Source organism: Fulvivirga lutea, assembly GCF_017068455.1.
Lineage (GTDB): Bacteria > Bacteroidota > Bacteroidia > Cytophagales > Cyclobacteriaceae > Fulvivirga > Fulvivirga lutea.
This window is the reverse complement of sequence record NZ_CP070608.1, coordinates 2,131,057-2,153,047: the sequence shown is the minus strand read 5'-3', so window position 1 is coordinate 2,153,047 and position 21,991 is coordinate 2,131,057. Positions and strand designations below refer to the sequence as shown.

Sequence of the window (21,991 nt, the reverse complement as noted above, 5' to 3'; positions counted from 1 at the left end):
TACTAAAAATGAATGATAATTCCCGTTTATTATTCCGGAACTCTGGCTAGCTAATACTAATATTTATATTCATAGGTATCTTTTTTCTCATTAAGCCTAATGAGTATGTCTTTAGAGTATACTAATTGATCCAGTATCATTTTCTCAACAAAATCTTGATCGTCATATTCGTTCAGCACGTTTTGATACATTGATACAAGTTCTTCCTCACGCTTAATGCAGAAATCCATCAATTCAAACTCATTGAGCCTTATTAAAATACTATTCACTTCAATACCTATTTTCTCCATTTCAACACGAAAACGATCTTTTACTCCAATAGACACATTTTCTTGACCTAATTGAGAGTTGGCAACCAATGTATCAATGAATCCATTTTTCTTATTGGCCAAAGCTGCAAAATATTCTGTCATAGGTCGATCATGAACTTTGATAGACGCTCTTTTATAAATTTCTTCAGCCATTTTTAATTTTTTAATCAGCTGCTTTATTTTCGTTTTCTTGTTATTCATAACGTCTTTTTTTAGGGCTTGCTACTTTAGGATAGTATATAAGGGTTAATTTATTGACTACTAACCCGTTACAACAGGATTGCCTTTTCTATAATATTCGCCAAAAGTTATGCCTACTATTTATTTCGCTGTTATAATAAGAAGAGAGTTAAATGTGTGCACTTCTGAGAAGTTATTTCTACGACTGCATTACTAAGATGGGTACATTTTTCTACAGGAGTTTGTGGCTAAAAGGGCAAAACACTCTAAATGATTACCAGACCTTGTTCTGCATTAGTGGTATAGTGCTTGTACTTAAAAGACTGTATAACAGAACACAATTAAACTAAATATGATTAACAATATTCTAGCACTAATCGATCTTACCGATCAATTATCATCACATTTAAAACCGACAATTCAACTTACAAAAAAGTTGAATGCGCGGTTAATTTTGCTGAAGTGCTATCCTATTTATACTGAGGAATTTACAACGGAGCAATTTGGAGGATTAACGGCACCGATTGAACCATTCGATGAAGATAAAATTCGTGAAAGCACAGAAAAGAGATTAAACGAACTTTCTGAGTTACAAGATATTGAATATCAATTATTAGTGATGCCGGGATCAGCGCATACGCTATTGTCGAATATGCCAGAAGAATTTACTCCTGACTTGCTTGTGCTAAACAGTGAAGAATCTACCGATTTGGAAGCATTTTTTGGAACAAAAGCTGAATTGCTTTCTAGAGAATCTAATTGCTCAGTATTAATAATTCCGGAAAATTATAAATACCAACCTTTAAAAAGAGTAGGGTTAGCACTTGATGAAGGTGAAACAAAAGATGAAATATCGTTAGAGGACTTACAGCCCTTTATAGTTCGCTATGAAGCTTCTGTGGAAGCATTTCATGTTACAGAAAAGAAAACTGAAGAGCTGACAACAGCCCAAAAAGATATTTATCAGTCACTGAAAGAAAAAATGCTAAATAATGATATTCATCATTTCAAATACCACACTATAATAGAAAGCGATATTACCGAAGGAATTCAAGAATTTATTGATGCTCAAAACATGGATTTACTGGTATTGCTCTACAGAGATCATGGATTTTTCAAGCGATTATTTAGCCCAGGTACTCGAAAGCAAATGATCCGAAAGGCAGGTATTCCAATGTTAATTTTAAAGTAAGTAACTATAAAAATAAAAAACTATGGTATTGAATAATCTAAATGTAGAACACAGTCAGAAAAATGAAAGATTCTTTGTGAATTTGAAAAATTCCCAGGCATACGTGCAATATGAATCTGAAAATCTGGATATACTGGATTTGAAGGAAACATACGTACCAAAGAAAGCTAGAGGAAAAGGGGTTGCTACCTCTATTGTAGAACATGTATTAGAACATGCCCAGAAAGAAAATTTACAAATAATACCTTCATGTCCTTTTGTACAGGATTATATCGATAGAAATCCTGAATATAAAGAATTGATTATAGAATCAGCGTAAATAAGCTCCTAGATTCATGGAACCGATGTTAAACCTTGTGGGTGAACTCATACATCCTGAAGAACTTGCCATTTTTGGCGATGTGGTTATTGCCACATTACTTACAATGGTAGTAGGTTATGAAAGGGAAAAGGCTGATAAAGAAGCGGGGTTACGCACCAATATGATAGTTGGTGGAGCAACCTGTCTCATTATTTTACTAAGCAAGCCAATCATCTTATTCTTGGAATCCAATTATCCAAATTCTATTAATGCCGACCCCATAAGACTATTTGAGGCAATTGTAGTAGGTATCAGTTTTTTAGGTGCCGGTACCATACTTAAAAAGAAAGATGAACATAATATTTATGGAATAACCACAGCAGCCACCCTACTCTACTCGAGCGGTATTGGCATTTGCGTGGCACTCCATCACTATCTGTTAGCTGTATTATTAACAGTTTTTATTCTTATTGTAAATTATGTAGTTCATCGCTTCTCAAAGGGCATTTAAATATAATTAAGGCTATGCTCTTCAATTGGGTAAAAGATAAACTGCACTACATCAGATTTCTAAAGTCGAGATACCTACTTATAAAGTGTGTAACAATTTCACACTTTGGGTACACAATGTAGAAATATCTTCCGCAAAAGGTAGTAGGTTAAAATGCAACTCCTGCATTATCTACCATTAGGTGCTCCTACGTGGCAATTTTCGTTTCTGGTCAATTAGAAATTATAAGGAACACTTCTTGTGATATATGACAGTGAAAGTCTAAATAAAAATGAAAATTATGAATTATATAAGTAAAGAAAGATTTAAAGAACTAGCCAATGTAAGAGCTCCACATTGCATATCAATTTACATGCCTACGGAAGTAGAACATATCGATGCTAACAAGATAATGCTTAAAAACTGCTTGAAGGAAGTAACAAGTAAGCTTGAAACATACGAACTAAAATCAAGAGAAATTTCCAAAGTTAATGAGACAATAGAGGGTTTGATTAATGATGTTGAATTTTGGAGAAATAGATCCAATGGTTTAGCACTGTATTATTATGACAACAAATTAGAGAGCTATTTTTCAGATGAAAAATTTACACAGCAAACATATGTTGGTGATCATCTGAACTTGGTGCAGCTAGTATCAGATCTCGACAAGAAAAAAGAATTTTACTTATTGGTATTAGGTGAAAATAATATCAGATTCTTCAAAGGCAGTAACGATCAACTTAATGAACATAATATACTGCCAGAAAGCCTTGAAGATGTTGTAGGTTCAGATTATGAACAAAAGGCATTGCAATATAGAAGTGGCCAAGGAGAAACCGGTGGTGGTATGTATCACGGCCAGGGTAGCGGTGGTGACTCTGAAAAGAAAAGAGAACTTAAAAAGCTATTTGAAGAAATAGATGAAAATTTGATGGCACAGGTCGAAACGTCCAGTGAAATTCCTCTTATTATAGCCAGTGAAGAACGATCTTTTCATCTATATAAAAGCGTGAATAATTACGATGGAATGTTGGATAAGCCGATCCAGGGAAATCATGAAGAAACAAAGGAAAGCGAACTCCATGAACGTAGTTTGAAAATGCTGCGCGAACAGCCCAACAATAACTTGAAAAATTTGATGAAATCTTATAATAGCTTACTCAATAAAGGTGAATCATCAAGTGACATAGATAAAATAGTGGCGGCAGCTTACAATGGCCAGATAAACACGCTTTTTGTGAAAGAAAACACTAATTTATATGGGCATTATAATCTTAAAACAGGAGAAGTGGACACTCATAAGGAAGAATCAATCAACAATGCGGATTTAGCTAATTTTTCAGCAGTTCATACGATTCTGAAAGACGGGCGCGTATTCGTTCTTGAAGGTGAAGAAATGCCAGATTCTACTTCTCCACTTAATGCTATATTTCGTTATGAGGTGGTAACTCCATAACATTTATAATTCCTTATGAAGTGGGTTAATCAGTAATTTTCGAATTATTACCGCTTGTAAAAGTTAATAAGACCTAACAGTGATGCAATATATGATTGCCCATTGTTAGGTCTTCTTTGTAACATATTCAGCTAAAGCAGACAACGATTGTTGTGCTCAATCCATTTTAAGATGGCTTTATCTCTTTTTTACATTCAGATCGTTGTCATGAATCTTTTAATGAATTGAGGTGTCCAGGTTGAGTGACAATAAATACTTATGTGCTCACCCAAGCTTTAGCCATTTCTCGTTCACCAGGCTTGAACACTTTTTCTTCAATACTAGATATTAGTTTATTTTCAATTTTGGTAGCTCTTTCGAACCAACCTATATTTGTAACAACTGCAATTTTATCTACCTTCTTTAAGTAGTCGCCCAAATGGCTTAAACCAAGTTTAAGGCTATCAAATAACACTTGAAATTCGACACCTGATAGTGATTCAATCTCAAGGTATATGTTAAAGTGACTGTCATCTTCCAGGGCGTCTAATATCTCAAGAGCACTTTCCTTGAATGATAGGTCATCTACTTTTCCTTTTACCTTGAAGCCAATAACATTATCATTTTTTAAATCTATTTTATCAATCATAGTAAAAGTTTTTAAACAGTGTATTTGGCAATAATTCCTACAATAAGAATGATAATTACAACCCAGAATAATATACCTAAAGCTATTGCCGTTCCAGGATTTCGATCTTCCTTATTGTCTTTAAGAATTATTTTGCGCTGTCTTCTTAATTGTGGCGGTGTAACTGCAGCAAGTAAGATTGCCATTATTACACCAGCAAATATTATTGGCACCCACGATACTCCATAATAAACGGGCCCTACAGGTTCCGTCCATAATGATACTACCCAAATGAATAGAAAAGTTAAAAGAAAAGACGGCCAGTATGAGCCCCAAGGGCCGTGTGTTTTAAATGCCAATCCGGAAATGGCCGTAATTAAAAGTGCAAAAACGAATAAGTATAAAATAATTGCTAATACATCCATAATTTAATTGATTTGATTTGATACATAAAGGCCAAAATAGATGCCAATTTTCTAGTGTTGAATAAAACATGTTATTACCTGTTTATTATTCATTTTATCATTTTGATGGGGAATATTTTACCCGTTAACCTTGAATTATGTAGAATTTTAAAGAGTAGAATTTTGCACACATTGTTATATAATACTCAGCGTGCTTACAACCAACCAAGTGAGTAGAAGTGTAACTATTATTAGATAGATCAGCCAATATTTCTTGAGCTTTACAGGGTTTTTACCCCAAAATAACTTTGTGAGGAAGAACATACACCTTCTATTTTTGGAGATAAATGAATAGCTGTGATCACTCATATACCTGAAAAACGATCGGTGGTTATACATCCTAATTAGTCGCGTGTTACTTTTAGAATTAGTGTAGGTGTATGCCTGATAAAAAGCTGAAGCACCGCTAAATACTGAACCATCTGTTTCAATAAATCTAACAGCCTCGCGAAATGCCCATTTAGGAAGGCCTGGTATGCTATCAGCTATTTTCTGGTAAGGTTCATGATTAATACGATCACCTGTTTGGTTTAGAAGCCAAAGCAACCAGTATTGACAAAAACCGCAGTCGCCATCCCACACCAGTAATGGTTTGGCTGGTTGAAATGGCGTGTTTTTATATTTGGTTATCAAAAATGTCTAACTTAATTGTTGAGCGACTTTTCCTTTGATATATCTGCTTTCACATATGTTTTTAAATGTATGCTTTCAATCGGCTCGCCATCATATTTTTGAGTTATCTTATCAGTAATCGCTTTGTTTACATCTGACAACTTAAAGGAGCTTTCAGCAACTATACCATTTTTTTCTATGTCAATTTTGCCTGTGGTATTTAATCCAAAGGCTTTTTCTTTCATTTTCAGTATTCCAAAAATTGTATGTTCAGCGTCTTTCTCGGTTATTTCCTTAATTTCATACTCTGCGAAAGGATATTCATCAACATTGAAAAAATCTTCAGAAGCTAAATGATTTAGGAAATCTTTCTCCTGATTTTCATTTATATCGTCATTAGAAGCCAATTTTATAGATTTAAGGTCAATTTTTAGTTTACCTACGAGTTTACCATCCAACTCAACAAAAAAATTTCCTTTTTCAAATTCAACTTCACCATTAATAGTCATCTTTTTGTTTTTTCCTGTCCAAAGTATCTTACTTCTATCTGTATCTAGCTTATATTTTTTCATGGCGTTATAGTTTAAATTTTTAATCTTAAAAAATTCTTTTTTCAGTTTACTATTGGGTTCTTAGCCTCATCACAAAGGCGATTTATTTTCGCTTTTGACTTATGAATAAGTCGTTCTGACTTTTCTATTGTTTTTTCCCAATTCTCTGATTTCAGCATAGTATTCAGGATGCTATTCTCGATAATTTCTTTTTCATTCCTAATTTTAGCAATAGCCCTGATCAAACTATTTCTTTGTATTTCTGACGCATTAACTATTCTCATTTGAAGTGAGTCCACTTTTTTATCAGCATGGTCTAATACTTCATTTAGTAGATATTGTATTTTTTGTTGCGTCTTATTCATTTGATCTTCCTTATTAAGGATTATTTATTCTTCATATCCTTTTTTATAAATTCATAGGTTGAATCCACGAATTCTGCCGTATTTTTAAATTCAGCAATGGGTGTTTTTATAATACTTGGGCTCTTCACAATTGCTTTCAGTAAATCATCCCTATCTAAATCAGCGTGTTGATACTTTTCTATATAAGTTTCAGATTTATGATTTACGAGAGAATGTATGCCTACCCCTAACTTTTCTGACAACTCTGCAAGCTGCCTTTTGGTAGGCACCTGCTTTGTTACATCATATTCTTTTACTTTGTAGTGTTTAAGGCTATTTGCGTAGGCTAATGCCTCCCGATCCTTAATAGAGGTTGGGTTATAAATAAATAGTATTTCATTGTCTTTAACCATCATGTTAGTCGATTTAGATTCTTACAGGCAAAAAGGATTACAATTAGTACCTGACTCCTACATGTATTGGCTGCTAAGACTGTACCGAGAATCTATTAAGCTACTCTAAGTAAAATAGGGTCATATGATCTGATCTACTGTGGCAAAGGATCAACACATTACCTGGCCATGTGTGAACAATCTCTACAGTATTTAAAAAGTAATTTACTATACCTTATCCAGGTCGTTATTCTGTCAATTATTATTCTGTATTACACAATCGCATGTTTATTGCGCATTAGAAGATAAGTGCGCTATAAACAGTAGTTGCATTGTACCTAAAATAAAAAACCATGATTAAAAAATTAAAATTGATTTTTGCCACAGATTTCACCGATGCAGCAGATAATGCAATGGAATACGGAATCCAATTTTCAAAAGACCTGGTAGGCGATAATGTTGAAGGTATTCTCGTACATGCCCACAAGCACTTTGTGCCTTATTCAAATACTCCTGCCATACCTGTTATAGAAAACGACAGTCTCAAGGAAGAATTAAAGGATAAGTTAGATGAAAGGGTAAATTCATTAAAAAATAGATTAGATGTTAAGCAGGTTTTTCAGCGCGGTAATGTTACTGAAGTAATAAAAAAATTAGTTGATGAGGAAGAACCCGATATGATTATTATGGGTACTCGAGAACGAGGCAGTTTCGAACGAATGACTCTTGGCACACATACTGCGGAAGTTATAAAAAAAATCAACTGTCCCGTGCTTGCTGTTCCAAAGGAGGCGCAGTACAAGGGAGTGAATAACATCACGCTTACTGCTGATAATGAATCCTTAAATGTGAACAATAAATCCTTAACACTCCTCAAAGATTTTGCCTCACGAGAAAACATAAAATTTAACGTGCTTCATGTTTTTGAAGATGGAAAGAATAAAGATTTAAAAGCTGAAATGAAAAATACCGCATTGCATAGGTATATTTCTAATATTGATCATGAACACAAACCTATTGCGGATATGGAAGCTTTTGAAGGAATTATTAAATACATTGATGAAGACCGGCCTGACCTATTAATGGCTATTCCAAGAAATAGAAACTTTCTAAAAGATCTTTTTCATAGCAGCGTTTCTACAAAACTTATCTACCACACCCAAATACCAGTTCTTTTACTCATCGATAGATAACAGATAACACATAAAACAGGCTATGAATTTAGGCCTTTTGTAATTCTGAATGCACAATTCTTCACACGAATATTTTGGCTATTGAGACCAAGGTTATTTCTCATTTTTGTTACGAATATGGATATCTGGAATTGGAACATGATTGGTATACACATGTAAAAAGGGAAGACTAATTTCTTAGATTTCTTCCTACTTTTTTGCTACTTTCGTACTAACCTACCAAAAATCAGAACTTCCTATTAACCAACAGTAGGATCGGACTATTGGTCTATAAAAAGCTATATAAATTCAACCTGTACTATGAAAAAAGTTTTACTTCTTTTATGTGCAATAACTGTATCGTTTGCACAAAATTCTTATGCTCAAAGTTGTTCCGGTGACATAACTATTCTTGAAGATGAAAATCTAACCATTTGGGAAGTTAATACCAATGGAACACAAGTATTTTCCCTTGCGGAATTTCAAGGCTCTGTGAACATTGGTGGTATTGATTATTTCCAGGATGATTTCGGTTTTGATGCCAGAGGTCTCATACTAATGGCTCATGATTTATCTGGTAATTTAATATGGTCTAGACAGATAACTGGCACCTCCTTTTTCACCACAAACCCAGCGTTAACAGCCACAGCGGACAATGTATTTATTGCTGCCACTTCTATCGAATCTAACGGTACAGTTCACGAGTTGAAAGTAGAATCTTTCTCAGGGACTGATGGTACGCCTTCCTGGTCTAACGCTTATCAGGTTGATGTAACTTCTTCGAATCTGCCATTTGGAGCCCAAGTAAATCCGTATTCCGCAGTGGAAGATGGTAACGGTAGACTAATAGTATCTGGAGCTTTTTCAGGACCTATGGTCATTGGCGCTTCAAGTTTAAATACTACTGTTGGAAGGTCAGAAACATTTGTAATGGCTTTGGACGGAGCATCCGGTAGCGAATTATGGGCTGTTCAGTCAACAGGGAGTAATGGGCGTGGAAGATCCTGGGTGGTAGATGTTGCTCCTAGTAATGAGATTGTTGTAGGTGGACATTTTACAGGTACTATTGCATTTGGAGCCGCTACACATACGGCTGCTAATAATGCGACAACTAATGCTTACCTGGCAAAATTAAATCCGGCCACAGGTGCATCAATTTGGGTGAGAGGATTTGATAATGGCTCGACTGCAAGTTTCGGTAACATTCTTGACGTAGATTTCGATGCATCTGGGAATATTGGATTTGTAGGCAACTTTAACGAGTCAATTAATATTATCGGTAATGTAATTAATGATGCAGGGCTTGGGTCACAGGCTTTAGTGGGTGCATTAGATATTAATGGAAATTATATCTGGGCAGCATCACTAGGAGGAGTTGATGCCGGAGTAGGTGCTGGAATTGAATTTGCAACCACTATTAACTATGGAGCTTCTTCAAACGTGTACTACGCAGGAGTGCAACTGTTTACAGAATCATTAAATTATAGTCCTGTGGGTGATTTAGGATTTCCTCCAACCTTCGGACATCATGTTTTTGGTTATGGTGCAGCAGATGGTTCAATAGATGCAAACCCTGCCAACAATTTATCCTATGAAAATAAGTTTGGTTACAGTAGTGATTATCTTACTGGTGTTCCTGAAAACTTAATTTTTGCAAGTTTAAATAAAAATACGGGTGCCAATATTATAATAACTGATTGGGTACCTAATAGACCGATACCTCTTGTTAATGTAACAGCAGAAGATGAGTTATTGAATCCAGGTGAAACGTTAACGGCCTTTGATCCTGGAGGAGGCGTATACACTTATCAGTGGTTTAAAGACGGATTGCCAATTACAGATTCTACGAGAAGTGAATTGGTGATTGGAAACGTATTCTTAACCAATGGATCTTACTACGTAGAGGTGGCTGGTTCAGGGGGTTGTGCTCGGGCATCTAACCCAATTTTCTTGTTAGATGGAACTACATTGGAAAGTGACTCACTGGCCTTGGTAGAGCTGTATAATACTACCAATGGGCCTGATTGGTTGGACAATACCAATTGGCTGGTGGGTAATGTAAACACGTGGTTTGGCGTTGGTGTCAATGGCGGAAGGGTTACTGATTTATTTTTAAGTAACAACAATTTAACAGGAAGTATTTCGGCATCCATTGGTGCATTATCGGCACTGGAAAATATTGATTTCTTAGGTAATAGCGTTGGTGGAACATTACCAGCCTCTTTTTGGAATATCTCAACTCTGAATAGCATTCAGTTTTGTTGTGGTAATAGCATTGCTGGTACAATTTCTCCAGCTGTTGGGCTATTGGATTTAACAGTTATTGACTTAGGTGGTAATAATTTTACCGGCAATCTTCCACCAGAATTATTTAATAACACTAATCTTCAATTTATCAACCTATGGGATGATGAAGACAACGGAATGAATCTTACAGGGAGTATCCCATCAACAATTGGAAACCTAACCTCATTAAATACTTTGGTAATTGAGGGCAATCAGCTTACAGGAGCAATCCCAGCAGAAATTGGAAATGCTATTTCTTTGCAAGAAGTTAATTTACGCAATAATCAATTATCTGGTAATTTACCTGATGAAATATGGCAATTACCTCTTATCAGGTTCATTCAAGTAGATTACAACCCAGAATTATCTGTTACGCTTCCAACAAATTTATCTTCGTTAACACAGCTACAAGTTCTTGGAATTTCTGGAACAGTTCCTATTGGTGGTCCATTTCCAACAGAATTTTATAGCCTTACTAATTTACTCGTATTAGATGTTGGTGGTCATCGCTTTACAGGGACGATAAACCCTGAAATAAATGATCTGGTTAACTTAACAGGGCTATGGTTGTTTGGTAACACTTTAACTGGGGATTTTCCTGCCATAAATAGCCTCACAAACCTTCAGGCCGGCTCCATTGCAGGTAACCAGTTCACTTCTTTTCCTGATATTTCAAGTTTACCAGTTGGCTACTTTGAAGTAAATAACAATCAATTAGACTTCAATTCTATAATACCAAATCTTGGCATAGCAGATTTTAGATATATTCCTCAAAATAGAAGAAGTCCAGATGAATATTTAGAAGTGGATGAAGGTGGTGATTTGCTTTTGATTAATTCATACACTACATCTGGCAACCAATTTACGTGGGTAAGAAACCAGCAGGATACATTAGCATTAAACGATACACAGGCTAACTACCAAATCACAGGTGCCACAAATAATGACTTAGGTGGCTATTTTGCTTATGTTACAAACTCCGCAGCACCTGACCTTACATTAACAACACCATTTTATAATGTATCGTCTTCAGTAGCACCAAAAGCATGGACAGTTGATAATAGTCCAGGTTCTGTTGCCGATTTTAAATCTTTATATGCCGCAGTTTATGGAACAAGTTCAAATGACACTTTATATGTTATGGGTTCACAGATTCCTTATAATGTTGGTGGCAAATTAATTGAAAGAACTAGGGTTATTTATGGGCCTGGGTACTTTTTAGGAAATAATCCCGAAACTCAGGCATCCATAGATACAGCTTATGTAAATCAACTTTTGTTTAAAAAAGGTGCTGAAGGAAGTGTTGTAAGCGGTTTAGACTTAAGTTCTTTGTTTTTAAATAATAACCTCTCCTACATTAATGATACCCTAACCAATGTCACTCTGTCGCATAATAGAATTGAGCAATTATCTATCATTGATGATAACAGAGATCATATAATTAGCAAAAACTTCATAGAAAAGATTTTGTTTGTTCCGGTGTTTACTTTGAACACTAGCCGTTCTTATCAAAATTTAGAATTTTCAAATAACATTATCGACACTGTAACTACCATTGTAACTAGGGCTACAGCTTCCCGCAATGTGATGGAAAATGTAGTCTTCAATAGAAACACTATTGGTCTGCTTACGGATAGCTTAGAGAATATAACACTAACCAACAATATTATTAATGTAAATGAGGCGACTTTGGTTGCTTCAGAATCTGGCACTATTGATGATTTTGCCACTGCCAATTTTGAAAACAACAGTGGTACATTGTCCATAGATAACGACTTTCAAACTACAGCTAATGCTGGAGCATTTTCAGGCGCAGATCCTTATGTGCTTTCAGGTCTTGCACCTATCCCACATATATTCGCGTTAAACGATATTGGCAGAATACGAATAAACGTAAATGCTAAAAATGAAGTGGCATCTAATATCACATTCCTAAACTACAGGTTGGGTGAAAATGGTGAATTGAAACAAAGGGGAACTGTTAGAAGGTTGCAGCCCGGAAACCCTGTAGAAGTATTATTCAGACCAAAGCTGGGAGAAATTACACCAGGCGCCACTGTAAATATGATGATATGGCCTAGAGATGCAAATGGTGTAAGAGGCGTGCCGCAAAATATTTCATTCGTAGCCGAAACTACCACTGCAAGTGGACAAATAGTAACCTCTACAGGCGATCCTGTTACGAATGGTGAAGTATTACTCTTTGAGATTAACCAGGAGGCAACTGCTTTCGACACGCTGGCTACTACACTCAATAATCAAGGTAATTTCACCTTTGGCAACATTGTAATTGGCGATTACCTGGCATTGGGTAAACCAAACAGAACATCGTTTCCTGGACAATTGCCTACCTATTTTGAGGCTACAGACTTATGGGAAGAAGCCGATACCTTATTAATTGAGGCAACTAATCCAACTTTCAATATCAGATTAATTGAAGAACCAAGGGAAGAAACAGGCCCGGGACAGGTTGCAGGTTTTGTTGAAGAAGAGTTGGATCAAGGCAATGACCCGGGAGGTAGAATTAATGCCCGAGGAAGAGTAAGCGGTGCCGGGGTTACAATGAGGAGAGCGAGAGAAACCGGAAAAGGTGAAGAAACCGTTTACGATTTGGTCGATTATGTTTTTACCAATGAAAATGGAGAGTTTTTCTTTGAGAATCTTCCTGTAGCAGACTATAGAATAAACATTCAATATCCGGGCTACCCTATGGATAATGAAACCGATGTTGACATTGTCATTGAAGCAAGTAAGAACAACGACTATAATTTGGAAGCCTTAGTAGATGAAGGGAAGATTTCAGTTAGAATTGTTTCAACGACTGGTCTATTAGATGAATTAGTAAGAAAAGTAAATGTATATCCTAACCCTGCGGTTGAAACCATTAAAATAGAATTTACGGATGCTATTCAATTTAAAGGACAAGTAAATGTGAACATTACTTCAACCACTGGTGAAAAAGTTTTTGAGGATAATTTCCGAGGTGAAGCCATTAACCAAAGTAGGTTATTGGAAATACCTACTTATATTTATGATGCCGGTACCTATATTTTAACCATTAAAAATGATAATGAGATATTAGGAACCATTAGAATTGCTTTGATTAGATAATCATAAGACACTAAAGTAAAAAGAGGTGTTGGTTAACCTGCACCTCTTTTTTTATATAATCAGAATTTCTTTCTTAAATTCGTTTGTCACAATAAGTGACGTTAGTTTAGATGAAGCAAAATTTACTTTTTAAGCTGTTTGTTCTATTTGGTTGTGCTTCTGCTTTTTCGGGCTGTGAAAGTTGTGACGAATGTTCCAATGACTTATCGGCAAGATTTCGTTTTGTTGATTCCAATCGTGAAGAAATTCTGGACGACCCTACCCTTCTTACTATTATCGATTTAAATAATAATAGCTATACTATCGACCGGGAGGTAGTAGAAGAAGACACCTTCTACGTAGCCAATTTAAGTCCAATGAATATGGAGTTTGAAAGCCCGGATACAGTACTTTTTACTTACGACAACATGCTCATTGATAGCGTAGCAATAGACTACACTTTTAGCAGTGATAGCAGATGCTGCCAAAATACACTCAAAGTAAATAGACTGAACTTCTTCAACCGTGATGAAGCACGAAGAATTAAGCCAGGCTTCTCAATATTCGATGTAATAATCGACTAACCTTTCTTTCTTGTAGACAAGCCAAAAGGTAAGTAAAGCGGGCAAAAACTGATAAAGCTTGTTGCTACAAAAATGACTGCTAGAATACCAAGAATTATAGCTACTGTACCGCTTAATACACCTGTATAATAAAGATAGCCGATTAGCAGAGCAATAATAATTCGAATTATCCGATCTGCTTTTCCCATATTAGGTTTCATAGTTTAATATATTAGTTGAAAAGTAATACCAAGCCTGCAATAATTGAAATACAAAGAATGCATACAACAATCAATTTCAAGACTTTCATAGTTCAAAAATAGATTCTAATAACTAACTGATTACCAATTGGAAATCAACCAGATAAATGATTTTCATCACTTTTTTAATACCGTAAACTCAACCCTTCTGTTAAATGCCCTACCTTCATCTGTATCATTACTTTCTAAAGGCACAGTTTCACCATAACCTTTTGCGACCAGCCGATAATCTTCAATTCCATTAGAAATAATATAGTCTACCACAGCCTGAGCCCTACCTTGTGATAAATTCAGGTTGTATTCATCTGAACCTTTACTGTCAGTATGCCCTGCAATTTCAATTTCAAGTGACCTATTTTCCTGAAGGAATTCTACAACTTTATCAAGCTCAACAAATGATTCAGATTTGAGTGTAGTCTTATCAAAATCAAAGAATATATTATTTAGTCGTACGGTCGTTCCAATTTCAATGGGTTTTAAATATAGGTCTTTTGTATAGGCTATATTCTCTTCATCAAGATGCTCCAAACTATCATTCGCATTTAAATAACCCTCAGCTTTTGCCACCATGCGATATAAACCAGTTTTAGGAAGTTCAATCTCGTAGTAACCCGCCTCGTTGGTCTTTATCTTTCTGGTCCTGTCAGCATCAGGTAAATTAAACTCTAAAGCAGCAACTAATGGATCACCTGTTTTTTCATCATAGGCAATGCCGCTTAACAGCACTTTCTTTTTAATAGGTTGCAGCATAATGTCTTTTATCACTGTAGTATCATGGGTAATCTCCCCAAGAGTAAACTCTGTTAGTCCAGGGTGATATCCATCGGCAGATACATTTATAGCAAAATCTCCATTGCCTTCTAAAAGTACCACCGAATAAGTAGCCTCTACAGACGATATGAGCGTATCAATAATTTCATCATTACGAACAATGGTCATATGCGCATCAGGGATTCCCTGTCTTGTTTTCTCATCAAGGGTCAGACCTTTCAGGCTAATGTGAATATCCTTGAGCTTTAACGAAAAAATATCCAGATTACCGCCATCAATAGTATTTCCTGATTGGGTGGTAAAAACATTATTGTGATTATCTACAGACAGGTAAGCATCATAAGCTCTGGTATTTAAAGGCCTGCCCACATTTACCGGATCAGACCAGTTCATCCAGGTATCGTCTAAACGAACTGTTTTGTAAATATCGGAGTAACCAATTCCCATATCTTTACGAGTACTGGAGAAATACATGGTTTTATCATCGGGTGCTAAAAATGGTGCAAATTCATCTCTATTGGTATTTAAATTCGATCCTAATTTTACTGGCCTCGACCATTTGTTATCCCCAAGGTTTTTGCTTAGATACAGATCATTGAATTCACTATTCTCCCGCTCACTAAAATATAGTATCATAAATTTGGCATCAGTAGACATTGTAGCGCCATAGAATTTACCTTTGTGCATATTTTTAAAATCGTCTACATCAATATCTTCCGGCTTGCTCCACGATGTACCTTCTTTATGTGTAAATGAAAACCCTTCTCTATTTTTTGAACCTCCTCCTCTTATAAAAAGTGTCTCGTTATCCGGCATAACGGTAAAAACCTGATTGGCCTGGTGTTCATTCAAAGGCTTGCCCATATGCTTGGCTTCACCCCAATGTCCGTCTTCACCCATCTCTGAATACCATATATCCTGACTCCCTTCTTTGCCATACGTATTCTCAGGGTGGTTATGTACGAAAAAGTAAAGCACTTTACCATCAGCAGAAATTACAGGTGCACCTTCGTGATATGCAGTATTGACCTTCCTGCCTAAATTCACCAACTCATAGCGTTGGCTATATTCCTGCCCATAAAGAATAACAAAAATAAAAGACAATAAAACTGTTAGAGATAATTTCATAGAGTTGGTTTTAGTTAAGTAAAGATATAAAAAACAAGAAGCTGAAGTCAAATATTCTTATGTATCCTTATCATTGCAAACACGTATGAACTTGTTGATGAGGATTTTCTTATTTCTACTCATTTTAGTGATTCCTTCGATAGCCTTCAGCCAGCAATCTAAAATTGAGTTGGTAGGAGAAATAATTGATGCTGAAACTAAAGATGCAGTGCCTTACGTGCACATAATTAACAAACACACCCAAGAAGGAGTAGCTAGTAATACGGAAGGAAGGTTTTGGATCCGTATTAACCCGGGAGATACCCTGCTGTTTTCTGCTATAGGTTTTGAGACATATCAGTTTGTAATTAATGAAAGGGTTACTACTGATAAGATGCTGGTAACCATAGCGCTTAGTCAAGCTACGTTAGAACTCGAGTCTGTGAAGGTCTTTGCCTATAAAGATGAATATGCGCTGAAGCGAGCTATTTTGGATGCGGAAGTACCCATGGAAGATGAGAAAAAAGGTATAGAGCTTCCCGGATTTTATTATGGCCCTAGAAAAGAATGGAAAAATTCTGCCTTTACCAGTCCTTTAACAGCTATTGCTGGAGTATTCAGTAAAGAAAACAAGGAACGCAAACTTCTGGCACAGGCCGAGAAAAATACACATCAATTCCAGCAATTGGAAGCTAAATACAACGAGCAAGTGGTGAAGGAAATCACGGGCCTACCTGACGACAAAATAGAGGATTTCATGGAGTTCTGTGTTATTGACCGTGGGTTCATTGAAAAGGCTACTGAATATGAAATCACAGTGGTTATCCACCAATGTCTAACTGATTTTAAAAATCAACCTGAAAAATAAAACCCTGACGGAGACCGCCAGGGCTGCAAGCAAAGAGTGAATAATTAATTTTTAATAAGAGTAAAATTGCAAGCTTCTTAGCTCTTTGTCAATACCAAAAGGCTTAATTATCTACCAAAACAAAAGAGCTCCAGTAATATGGATGTGGATATTTCTGTTTTAATGTCTTTTGAGCCTGATTAAAAGCAGACCTTTTATTCCCTGATTTCAACCAATTAGTATAAAAATTTGTCATTAGTTCCTGTGTGGCAGCATCATCTACCTTCCACAAACTCATAAGTAGCGATTGAGCTCCGGCTCCTAAAAAGGCACGCTGCAAACCATATACACCTTCGCCAGCCTTAACATCACCAACCGCTGTTTCGCAAGCACTGAGAACCACTAAATTGGTACCATTTAAATTAAGGTTAATGGCTTCATAAGCCGTGAGCACTCCATTATTGCTACCTTCCATAGGAGCTGCATTGGTTAACACGTTGCCCGCACCAGATAATAATAAACCAGACCTCAGAAGCGGGTTGTTGCGAGCACTTTCAACATTTACCCCAAATACTTTATTACCGCTGTTATCAAGGTCTTGAAGAAAATATCCATGCGTTGCTATATGCAGCAATCCTGGCTCTTTAACATTCTTCACAGCATTTTCAGTGGCTTCATCCTGCACATAGGTCTTAGTACTTACACCAGCGGCTTTTAACTTCGTACTCAAAATACTAACTTCTTTCGCAGTACCGGGAAGAGGGTTTAGTTGGTCGCTTCCAAAACTTGGATTTCCTAAAACAAATGCAGTTTTTAACGATTTTTGCCCGGATTGTGTCCCTATAAATTTTGTATTTCCAACATAGTGGATTTCATAACTATCTATAACATAACCTTGATCGGACTTTAAGCCGTTTAGGTTGATCTGGTTAAATATTCCATCAGCAGAAAAATAAACAACTTTTTTGCCTGCCGTGAGTGAATGAATGGGTTTCCAATATTGATCGTAAGAGTAACCGTCATCTAATTTTTGATGAATAGCGTTATTATAATATTTGAAGTATCTGCCTTCCAAGTGCGCTCCATTCTCGAAAACGGTGGTTAGTATCCCACCTTCTTTCCCAAAAACAATAGCTGCATATCTTATCTCCTCACCAAGGTATCTCCCAAAATACCTGTATCGAATTACTTCCACTGCACATTCATTTGATGCGAGTTTGGCCTGCACATCATTCCATTTTGTTTCAGATAGCGAATATCCTTCTTGAAATAATTTAGATTCTTGAGAGAGTTGCTTTTCAGTTCTGTTGGCTGCAATTTCTAATGAGTCCCTATTAATTTTCTGCTCTGCTAGCTCTTCCTTTGAATAAGAATAATACTGCGCTAGCATTTCTTTTTGATCGAGCCACAACTTATATCGCTCTATCAGCTCATCATCGCCACTATTTAAAATCTTGTTTTTGATTTTATTGGTTGAACTCAGCAAAAGCCCTTTAGTGGCGATGTGATAATTATAGGCGTTAATCTCTAACTCATTTAGTGAGTTTTTAGGATCAAATACAAAGGAATAGTATGCTTCAAATCGCGGTCTCAACTGGTCCCAATACTTCGTTTTTTCAGATTCGCTCATAGGTGGAAAGTAACTATTGATAAAGGTCAAAGTTTTACCCAGCGTATTATCAAAGAGGTCAGATGCCTCGTTGTAATTACCTAGCTTCCACTCCACAACGGCCAAATCTTCGAGACTCTTTGCATAATCGGGATGATCCTCGCCTAATACATCTTTATTGATACTTAACGCCTCATCTAGTAATTTTTTAGCCTCTTCAAATCGTCCAGCATAGCGATAATAGTTTCCTAAATCGCTAATTGCTGAAGCATATAGTTTATGTTCTTTTGAAAACTTGTCTTCATAAATATCAATTGCCCTTTTTAGCAAAGACTCCACCTCCCCTTCTTCGCCAGTAAGCAGATAGACTGACGCTAAGTTATTGAGCATATGTGCATAATCTGGGTGCTTTGTTCCAAACTTGCGTTCCTTGATCCTAATAAGCTCTTTGTAAATAGAAATAGCCTTTTGATAATCTCCAATCTCAGTATATAAAAGTGCCTGATTCGATAAAAACTTTTGATGGTTATTTGAATTTTCACTTTGTATGTCAGCAGAAATGGTAATCACTTGCTTCATTAACTCAGATGCGTCTTCAAACCTTCCTACCGATTGATATAGCATTGCTTTATTATTCAGAGCGATGGCCGTTTGCATACTTTCCTTACCAGAAGTAGATTCTATTACTGAAATGGCTTTCGTGATATTTGATTCTGATTCATTATAACTACCGGTTTCGTTCTGCAAAACAGCCAAGTTATTAAGCGATACTCCATAGGCCAGACTTGACTCTCCTAAGTTCTCTTTCCTTAACTCAAGGGCCTGATTTGTAAATTCGAATGCTTTAGTGAACCTACCCATGGTACTGTAAAGGAGGCCTAAGTTTGATATGGTAGTATAGTAATTGATATCATCTGTTGAACTTTCTTCATAGCTTGTTTTGGCTGAAAGCAATAAATATTCAGCCTTTTGATAATAGCCTTTGGCATACGCCAGCTCACCGGCATCTTTAAGCTTCCGCGCTTTTACTTGCTCAGAGTCATCTTCATTGCTTTTAAAGGTGCTTATCAGTTTTATAGCTTTATCCTTACCAGTATCAGCATTAATTAAGTCTGAGTTATCACTTACTGATATGGCAAAGCTGAAAGATGTAGAATCTACTTCAGCACGGGCATCGGCTAGTTTCTCACTGGCCAGGTCTTTTATCTTTTCCTGTATTACCCCGGATTCTGTAACAGACTTTGCCTTTTCCTTTAAAAATTTACCCAGTTGCGCATTAGCAGTAGATACAATGAGCAATAGTATGACGGCAGTTAGTTGTAGTTTCATAGAAATGAATTTGTACGAAGTTATTCAGAAGTATTCTCACCAAAAAATACCAGCCTAGAAATCATTATTAACCATCATTTCGTAATTTGGCCGATTCATGAACATCATAAAAACCATATTTTTAAAATTATACATGATTTGGGTGCTGATAGTCTTCACCACCTTCATGCTAATTCTTTTACCACTGATAGTACTTCCTATACTTATTCATGTGCGTGTTGGAATGGGTACCTTTTACGGTTTGAAAATATGGTCGAGGATTTTTAGCATTCTAAACTTCATACCCTATAAAATCATAGGTAAAAAGAATGTGAACCCTAAAGCATCCTACATTTACACGTGCAATCATACATCATTTCTCGATGCGCCCGGCATAGCACTTGCCATACCCAATCAGTTTAGGCCTTTGGCAAAAAAAGAGCTTTTAAAAATACCTGTTTTTGGTTTGATCGTGAGAGTAGTAACCGTGGTGGTAGACAGATCTAGCCAGGAAAGCAGAAAGGCCAGTCTACAAAAACTAAAAGACATTATTAAAAAAGGAGTTTCTATATTAATCTTCCCTGAGGGTACTCAAAATAGAACAGACCAACTTTTGCAACCATTTTATAGTGGTGCTTTTAGAACAGCTATTGAAACAGGTACTCCCATTATGCCAATGGTTGTAATTGGTGCAGGCAAGTTGATGCCTCCTGGAACAATGAAGGTTAAACCTGGCAAAATAAAGGTGGTTTTTGGAGAAGCCATTCCAGTAGATGGATACACCATGAATGAGGTAAATGATTTAAAAGATCACACATTTAAAGCAATGGAATCACTGTTGGTGCAATATTCAAATGATCATTAGTCAAAACTTTTATTCTATACCAGCCACAACTTATTTATCAATTTAATGGCGTTAAAGTTTAAGCTCAGCCAGTTAAATACACTGGCATTTCTAGCAGTTGTTTACATTGCTGTGGGTGCCTATCTACATAGTAAATATGGTGTTAAGGTAGTTAATGACTCTCCCAGATACATTGGGTATGCACAAAACCTAAATTCTGGCTTTTACATAGACCCGCTCAATATTTGGTATTTTACTTATGTAGTATTCGTTTATGTACATCAATTTTTTACAGAAAGTCTTGTTCCCATTGTAGTTAGCCAGTATCTGTTGGGGCTTGTAGCAATTTTTGCATTACACCAGGCTACAAAAAAATTGACTGGACATAATGTGGTGGCAATGATTGCATGCCTGCTTTTCATCTTTTATCCTGATAATCTATTTTGGCACTCGTACATTCTCACAGAATCAATCTACAGTTCGCTACTATGCATAAGCTTATATTTTATTATAAAATATATTGAAAATAAGAGCACAAAGAACCTCATAACTCTACTAGTTATTCTTGTTCTATGCTTTTTTGCCAAGCCAACCTCTCCGGCATTAATACTGGCGTTAATAACTCCGATAGCAATCACCTTTTACTCAAATCCTAGTTATAGAGCATTTAAACTTGTCGGCTCGGTGTTGGCTTTCTGTCTTGTACTATTCTTGGCTAATGAGATGTTAACGATGCACAGGGTAATGTTGATTTACAGTAAAGGTGATATCATATTCGCCATGCATCAAATTCCTTCAAACCCTTTTAGTCAGATGTTAATCATTGAACCACCTGCCGATTTATACATTCCTGATGAGGAAGGTCCATTGCTATATAATATGACCTCGTTCATTTTCAACAATTTCTTTTTTTGGGTGAAGTTGGTAGCGGCCAAATTTCTTGTATTTATCTCGCATGTAAGACCCTACTGGTCATGGGGACACATTGTGGCGTCAATAGTTATGATTTGGCCGAGTTACTACTTTACAGCAATTGCCATTAGGCGTAAACTGATAAACAGCACATTCTTATCAGCCCTATTCGTTTACGCCTTGATTCACTCGTTAATAGTTTCAGGTACATGGGTAGATTGGGATGCACGTTTTTTCGTGCCTCTGTATCCTGCCCTAGCTATCTTAAGTGCATTAGGTATTCATAATACGCTAATAAGGAAATGGAACTCTGTCGGTTGAA

At 36.2% G+C, this 21,991-nt stretch carries 20 protein-coding genes; 10 read left to right on the top strand and 10 right to left on the bottom strand.

What is annotated here, in order from left to right:
• Positions 1–56: 56 nt before the first annotated feature.
• Positions 57–512: a DUF2383 domain-containing protein gene (locus JR347_RS09735; RefSeq protein ID WP_205720413.1), complete on the bottom strand. Its 456-nt coding sequence runs from the start codon at positions 510–512 to the stop codon at positions 57–59.
• Between the two features lie 331 nt (positions 513–843).
• Here JR347_RS09735 and JR347_RS09730 point away from each other — a divergent pair, with 331 nt between their 5' ends.
• The 4 genes from JR347_RS09730 (at position 844) to JR347_RS09715 (ending at position 3,930) form a co-directional block, all read left to right on the top strand.
• On the top strand, positions 844–1,683 hold the full coding sequence (locus JR347_RS09730) for a universal stress protein (RefSeq protein ID WP_205720412.1): 840 nt from the start codon (positions 844–846) through the stop codon (positions 1,681–1,683).
• A gap of 22 nt (positions 1,684–1,705) precedes the next feature.
• Positions 1,706–2,002 (top strand): GNAT family N-acetyltransferase, encoded by a 297-nt coding sequence (locus tag JR347_RS09725; RefSeq protein ID WP_205720411.1) that lies wholly within the window; start codon positions 1,706–1,708, stop codon positions 2,000–2,002.
• Positions 2,003–2,018: 16 nt separating this feature from the next.
• On the top strand, positions 2,019–2,495 hold the full coding sequence (locus JR347_RS09720) for an MgtC/SapB family protein (protein WP_235689629.1): 477 nt from the start codon (positions 2,019–2,021) through the stop codon (positions 2,493–2,495).
• Between the two features lie 280 nt (positions 2,496–2,775).
• Entirely contained in the window at positions 2,776–3,930 is a 1,155-nt protein-coding gene (locus tag JR347_RS09715; RefSeq protein ID WP_205720410.1) for a baeRF7 domain-containing protein, read from the top strand.
• A 256-nt stretch (positions 3,931–4,186) separates the two neighbouring features.
• Here the strand turns inward: JR347_RS09715 and JR347_RS09710 are convergent, their stop codons facing one another.
• The 6 genes from JR347_RS09710 to JR347_RS09685 all read right to left on the bottom strand — a co-directional run bounded on the left by JR347_RS09710 (position 4,187) and on the right by JR347_RS09685 (position 6,924).
• Positions 4,187–4,558: a SpoIIAA family protein gene (locus JR347_RS09710; protein ID WP_205720409.1), complete on the bottom strand. Its 372-nt coding sequence runs from the start codon at positions 4,556–4,558 to the stop codon at positions 4,187–4,189.
• 11 nt (positions 4,559–4,569) lie between these two features.
• Positions 4,570–4,962, bottom strand: coding sequence for a hypothetical protein (locus tag JR347_RS09705; protein ID WP_205720408.1), 393 nt, complete (start codon positions 4,960–4,962; stop codon positions 4,570–4,572).
• Between the two features lie 174 nt (positions 4,963–5,136).
• Positions 5,137–5,634: a DCC1-like thiol-disulfide oxidoreductase family protein gene (locus JR347_RS09700; RefSeq protein ID WP_205720407.1), complete on the bottom strand. Its 498-nt coding sequence runs from the start codon at positions 5,632–5,634 to the stop codon at positions 5,137–5,139.
• A gap of 11 nt (positions 5,635–5,645) precedes the next feature.
• Positions 5,646–6,185, bottom strand: a complete 540-nt coding sequence (locus JR347_RS09695; protein WP_205720406.1) for a YceI family protein — start codon at positions 6,183–6,185, stop codon at positions 5,646–5,648.
• A 41-nt stretch (positions 6,186–6,226) separates the two neighbouring features.
• The gene (locus JR347_RS09690) at positions 6,227–6,529 is read right to left on the bottom strand and encodes a hypothetical protein (RefSeq protein ID WP_205720405.1); all 303 of its coding nucleotides are present in this window, start codon (positions 6,527–6,529) and stop codon (positions 6,227–6,229) included.
• Positions 6,530–6,549: 20 nt separating this feature from the next.
• Complete coding sequence (locus JR347_RS09685; RefSeq protein WP_205720404.1) at positions 6,550–6,924, bottom strand: arsenate reductase family protein; 375 nt, start codon at positions 6,922–6,924, stop codon at positions 6,550–6,552.
• 329 nt (positions 6,925–7,253) lie between these two features.
• Here JR347_RS09685 and JR347_RS09680 point away from each other — a divergent pair, with 329 nt between their 5' ends.
• From JR347_RS09680 to JR347_RS09670, 3 genes are all read left to right on the top strand, one after another.
• Positions 7,254–8,093: a universal stress protein gene (locus JR347_RS09680; protein ID WP_205720403.1), complete on the top strand. Its 840-nt coding sequence runs from the start codon at positions 7,254–7,256 to the stop codon at positions 8,091–8,093.
• Positions 8,094–8,393: 300 nt separating this feature from the next.
• Entirely contained in the window at positions 8,394–13,469 is a 5,076-nt protein-coding gene (locus tag JR347_RS09675) for a T9SS type A sorting domain-containing protein (RefSeq protein ID WP_205720402.1), read from the top strand.
• Positions 13,470–13,579: 110 nt separating this feature from the next.
• On the top strand, positions 13,580–14,032 hold the full coding sequence (locus JR347_RS09670; protein ID WP_205720401.1) for a hypothetical protein: 453 nt from the start codon (positions 13,580–13,582) through the stop codon (positions 14,030–14,032).
• Here the strand turns inward: JR347_RS09670 and JR347_RS09665 are convergent.
• Positions 14,029–14,232 carry a YgaP family membrane protein gene (locus tag JR347_RS09665; RefSeq protein WP_205720400.1) on the bottom strand — a complete coding sequence of 68 codons (204 nt, stop codon included), beginning with the start codon at positions 14,230–14,232 and terminating at the stop codon, positions 14,029–14,031. The genes JR347_RS09670 and JR347_RS09665 overlap by 4 nt on opposite strands.
• A 156-nt stretch (positions 14,233–14,388) precedes the next feature.
• Complete coding sequence (locus tag JR347_RS09660; protein ID WP_205720399.1) at positions 14,389–16,170, bottom strand: OmpA family protein; 1,782 nt, start codon at positions 16,168–16,170, stop codon at positions 14,389–14,391.
• Positions 16,171–16,267: 97 nt separating this feature from the next.
• Here JR347_RS09660 and JR347_RS09655 point away from each other — a divergent pair, with 97 nt between their 5' ends.
• Entirely contained in the window at positions 16,268–17,017 is a 750-nt protein-coding gene (locus JR347_RS09655; RefSeq protein WP_205720398.1) for a carboxypeptidase-like regulatory domain-containing protein, read from the top strand.
• Positions 17,018–17,120: 103 nt separating this feature from the next.
• On the opposite strand, the gene JR347_RS09650 is transcribed toward JR347_RS09655, so the two are convergent.
• Complete coding sequence (locus tag JR347_RS09650) at positions 17,121–19,934, bottom strand: CHAT domain-containing protein (RefSeq protein ID WP_205720397.1); 2,814 nt, start codon at positions 19,932–19,934, stop codon at positions 17,121–17,123.
• A gap of 97 nt (positions 19,935–20,031) precedes the next feature.
• On the opposite strand from JR347_RS09650, the gene JR347_RS09645 reads away from it, so the two are divergent.
• Together JR347_RS09645 and JR347_RS09640 are read left to right on the top strand one after the other, a co-directional pair.
• Positions 20,032–20,778 (top strand): lysophospholipid acyltransferase family protein, encoded by a 747-nt coding sequence (locus tag JR347_RS09645; RefSeq protein ID WP_205720396.1) that lies wholly within the window; start codon positions 20,032–20,034, stop codon positions 20,776–20,778.
• A gap of 45 nt (positions 20,779–20,823) precedes the next feature.
• A complete protein-coding gene (locus JR347_RS09640) occupies positions 20,824–21,990 on the top strand; it encodes a glycosyltransferase family 39 protein (RefSeq protein WP_205720395.1) in 1,167 nt (388 codons plus the stop codon).
• The last annotated feature ends 1 nt before the right edge of the window (position 21,991 follow it).

Excerpts from the sequence above, each read along its gene's own strand:
- JR347_RS09645 (WP_205720396.1), top strand. The coding sequence starts at position 20,032 with ATGAACATCATAAAAACCATATTTTTAAAATTATACATGATTTGGGTG.
- JR347_RS09735 (WP_205720413.1), bottom strand. The coding sequence starts at position 512 with ATGAATAACAAGAAAACGAAAATAAAGCAGCTGATTAAAAAATTAAAA.
- JR347_RS09690 (WP_205720405.1), bottom strand. The coding sequence starts at position 6,529 with ATGAATAAGACGCAACAAAAAATACAATATCTACTAAATGAAGTATTA.
- JR347_RS09705 (WP_205720408.1), bottom strand. The coding sequence starts at position 4,962 with ATGGATGTATTAGCAATTATTTTATACTTATTCGTTTTTGCACTTTTA.
- JR347_RS09650 (WP_205720397.1), bottom strand. The coding sequence starts at position 19,934 with ATGAAACTACAACTAACTGCCGTCATACTATTGCTCATTGTATCTACT.
- JR347_RS09715 (WP_205720410.1), top strand. The coding sequence starts at position 2,776 with ATGAATTATATAAGTAAAGAAAGATTTAAAGAACTAGCCAATGTAAGA.
- JR347_RS09670 (WP_205720401.1), top strand. The coding sequence starts at position 13,580 with ATGAAGCAAAATTTACTTTTTAAGCTGTTTGTTCTATTTGGTTGTGCT.
- JR347_RS09695 (WP_205720406.1), bottom strand. The coding sequence starts at position 6,185 with ATGAAAAAATATAAGCTAGATACAGATAGAAGTAAGATACTTTGGACA.
- JR347_RS09675 (WP_205720402.1), top strand. The coding sequence starts at position 8,394 with ATGAAAAAAGTTTTACTTCTTTTATGTGCAATAACTGTATCGTTTGCA.
- JR347_RS09655 (WP_205720398.1), top strand. The coding sequence starts at position 16,268 with ATGAGGATTTTCTTATTTCTACTCATTTTAGTGATTCCTTCGATAGCC.
- JR347_RS09665 (WP_205720400.1), bottom strand. The coding sequence starts at position 14,232 with ATGAAACCTAATATGGGAAAAGCAGATCGGATAATTCGAATTATTATT.
- JR347_RS09725 (WP_205720411.1), top strand. The coding sequence starts at position 1,706 with ATGGTATTGAATAATCTAAATGTAGAACACAGTCAGAAAAATGAAAGA.
- JR347_RS09680 (WP_205720403.1), top strand. The coding sequence starts at position 7,254 with ATGATTAAAAAATTAAAATTGATTTTTGCCACAGATTTCACCGATGCA.
- JR347_RS09685 (WP_205720404.1), bottom strand. The coding sequence starts at position 6,924 with ATGATGGTTAAAGACAATGAAATACTATTTATTTATAACCCAACCTCT.
- JR347_RS09660 (WP_205720399.1), bottom strand. The coding sequence starts at position 16,170 with ATGAAATTATCTCTAACAGTTTTATTGTCTTTTATTTTTGTTATTCTT.
- JR347_RS09710 (WP_205720409.1), bottom strand. The coding sequence starts at position 4,558 with ATGATTGATAAAATAGATTTAAAAAATGATAATGTTATTGGCTTCAAG.
- JR347_RS09730 (WP_205720412.1), top strand. The coding sequence starts at position 844 with ATGATTAACAATATTCTAGCACTAATCGATCTTACCGATCAATTATCA.
- JR347_RS09640 (WP_205720395.1), top strand. The coding sequence starts at position 20,824 with ATGGCGTTAAAGTTTAAGCTCAGCCAGTTAAATACACTGGCATTTCTA.
- JR347_RS09720 (WP_235689629.1), top strand. The coding sequence starts at position 2,019 with ATGGAACCGATGTTAAACCTTGTGGGTGAACTCATACATCCTGAAGAA.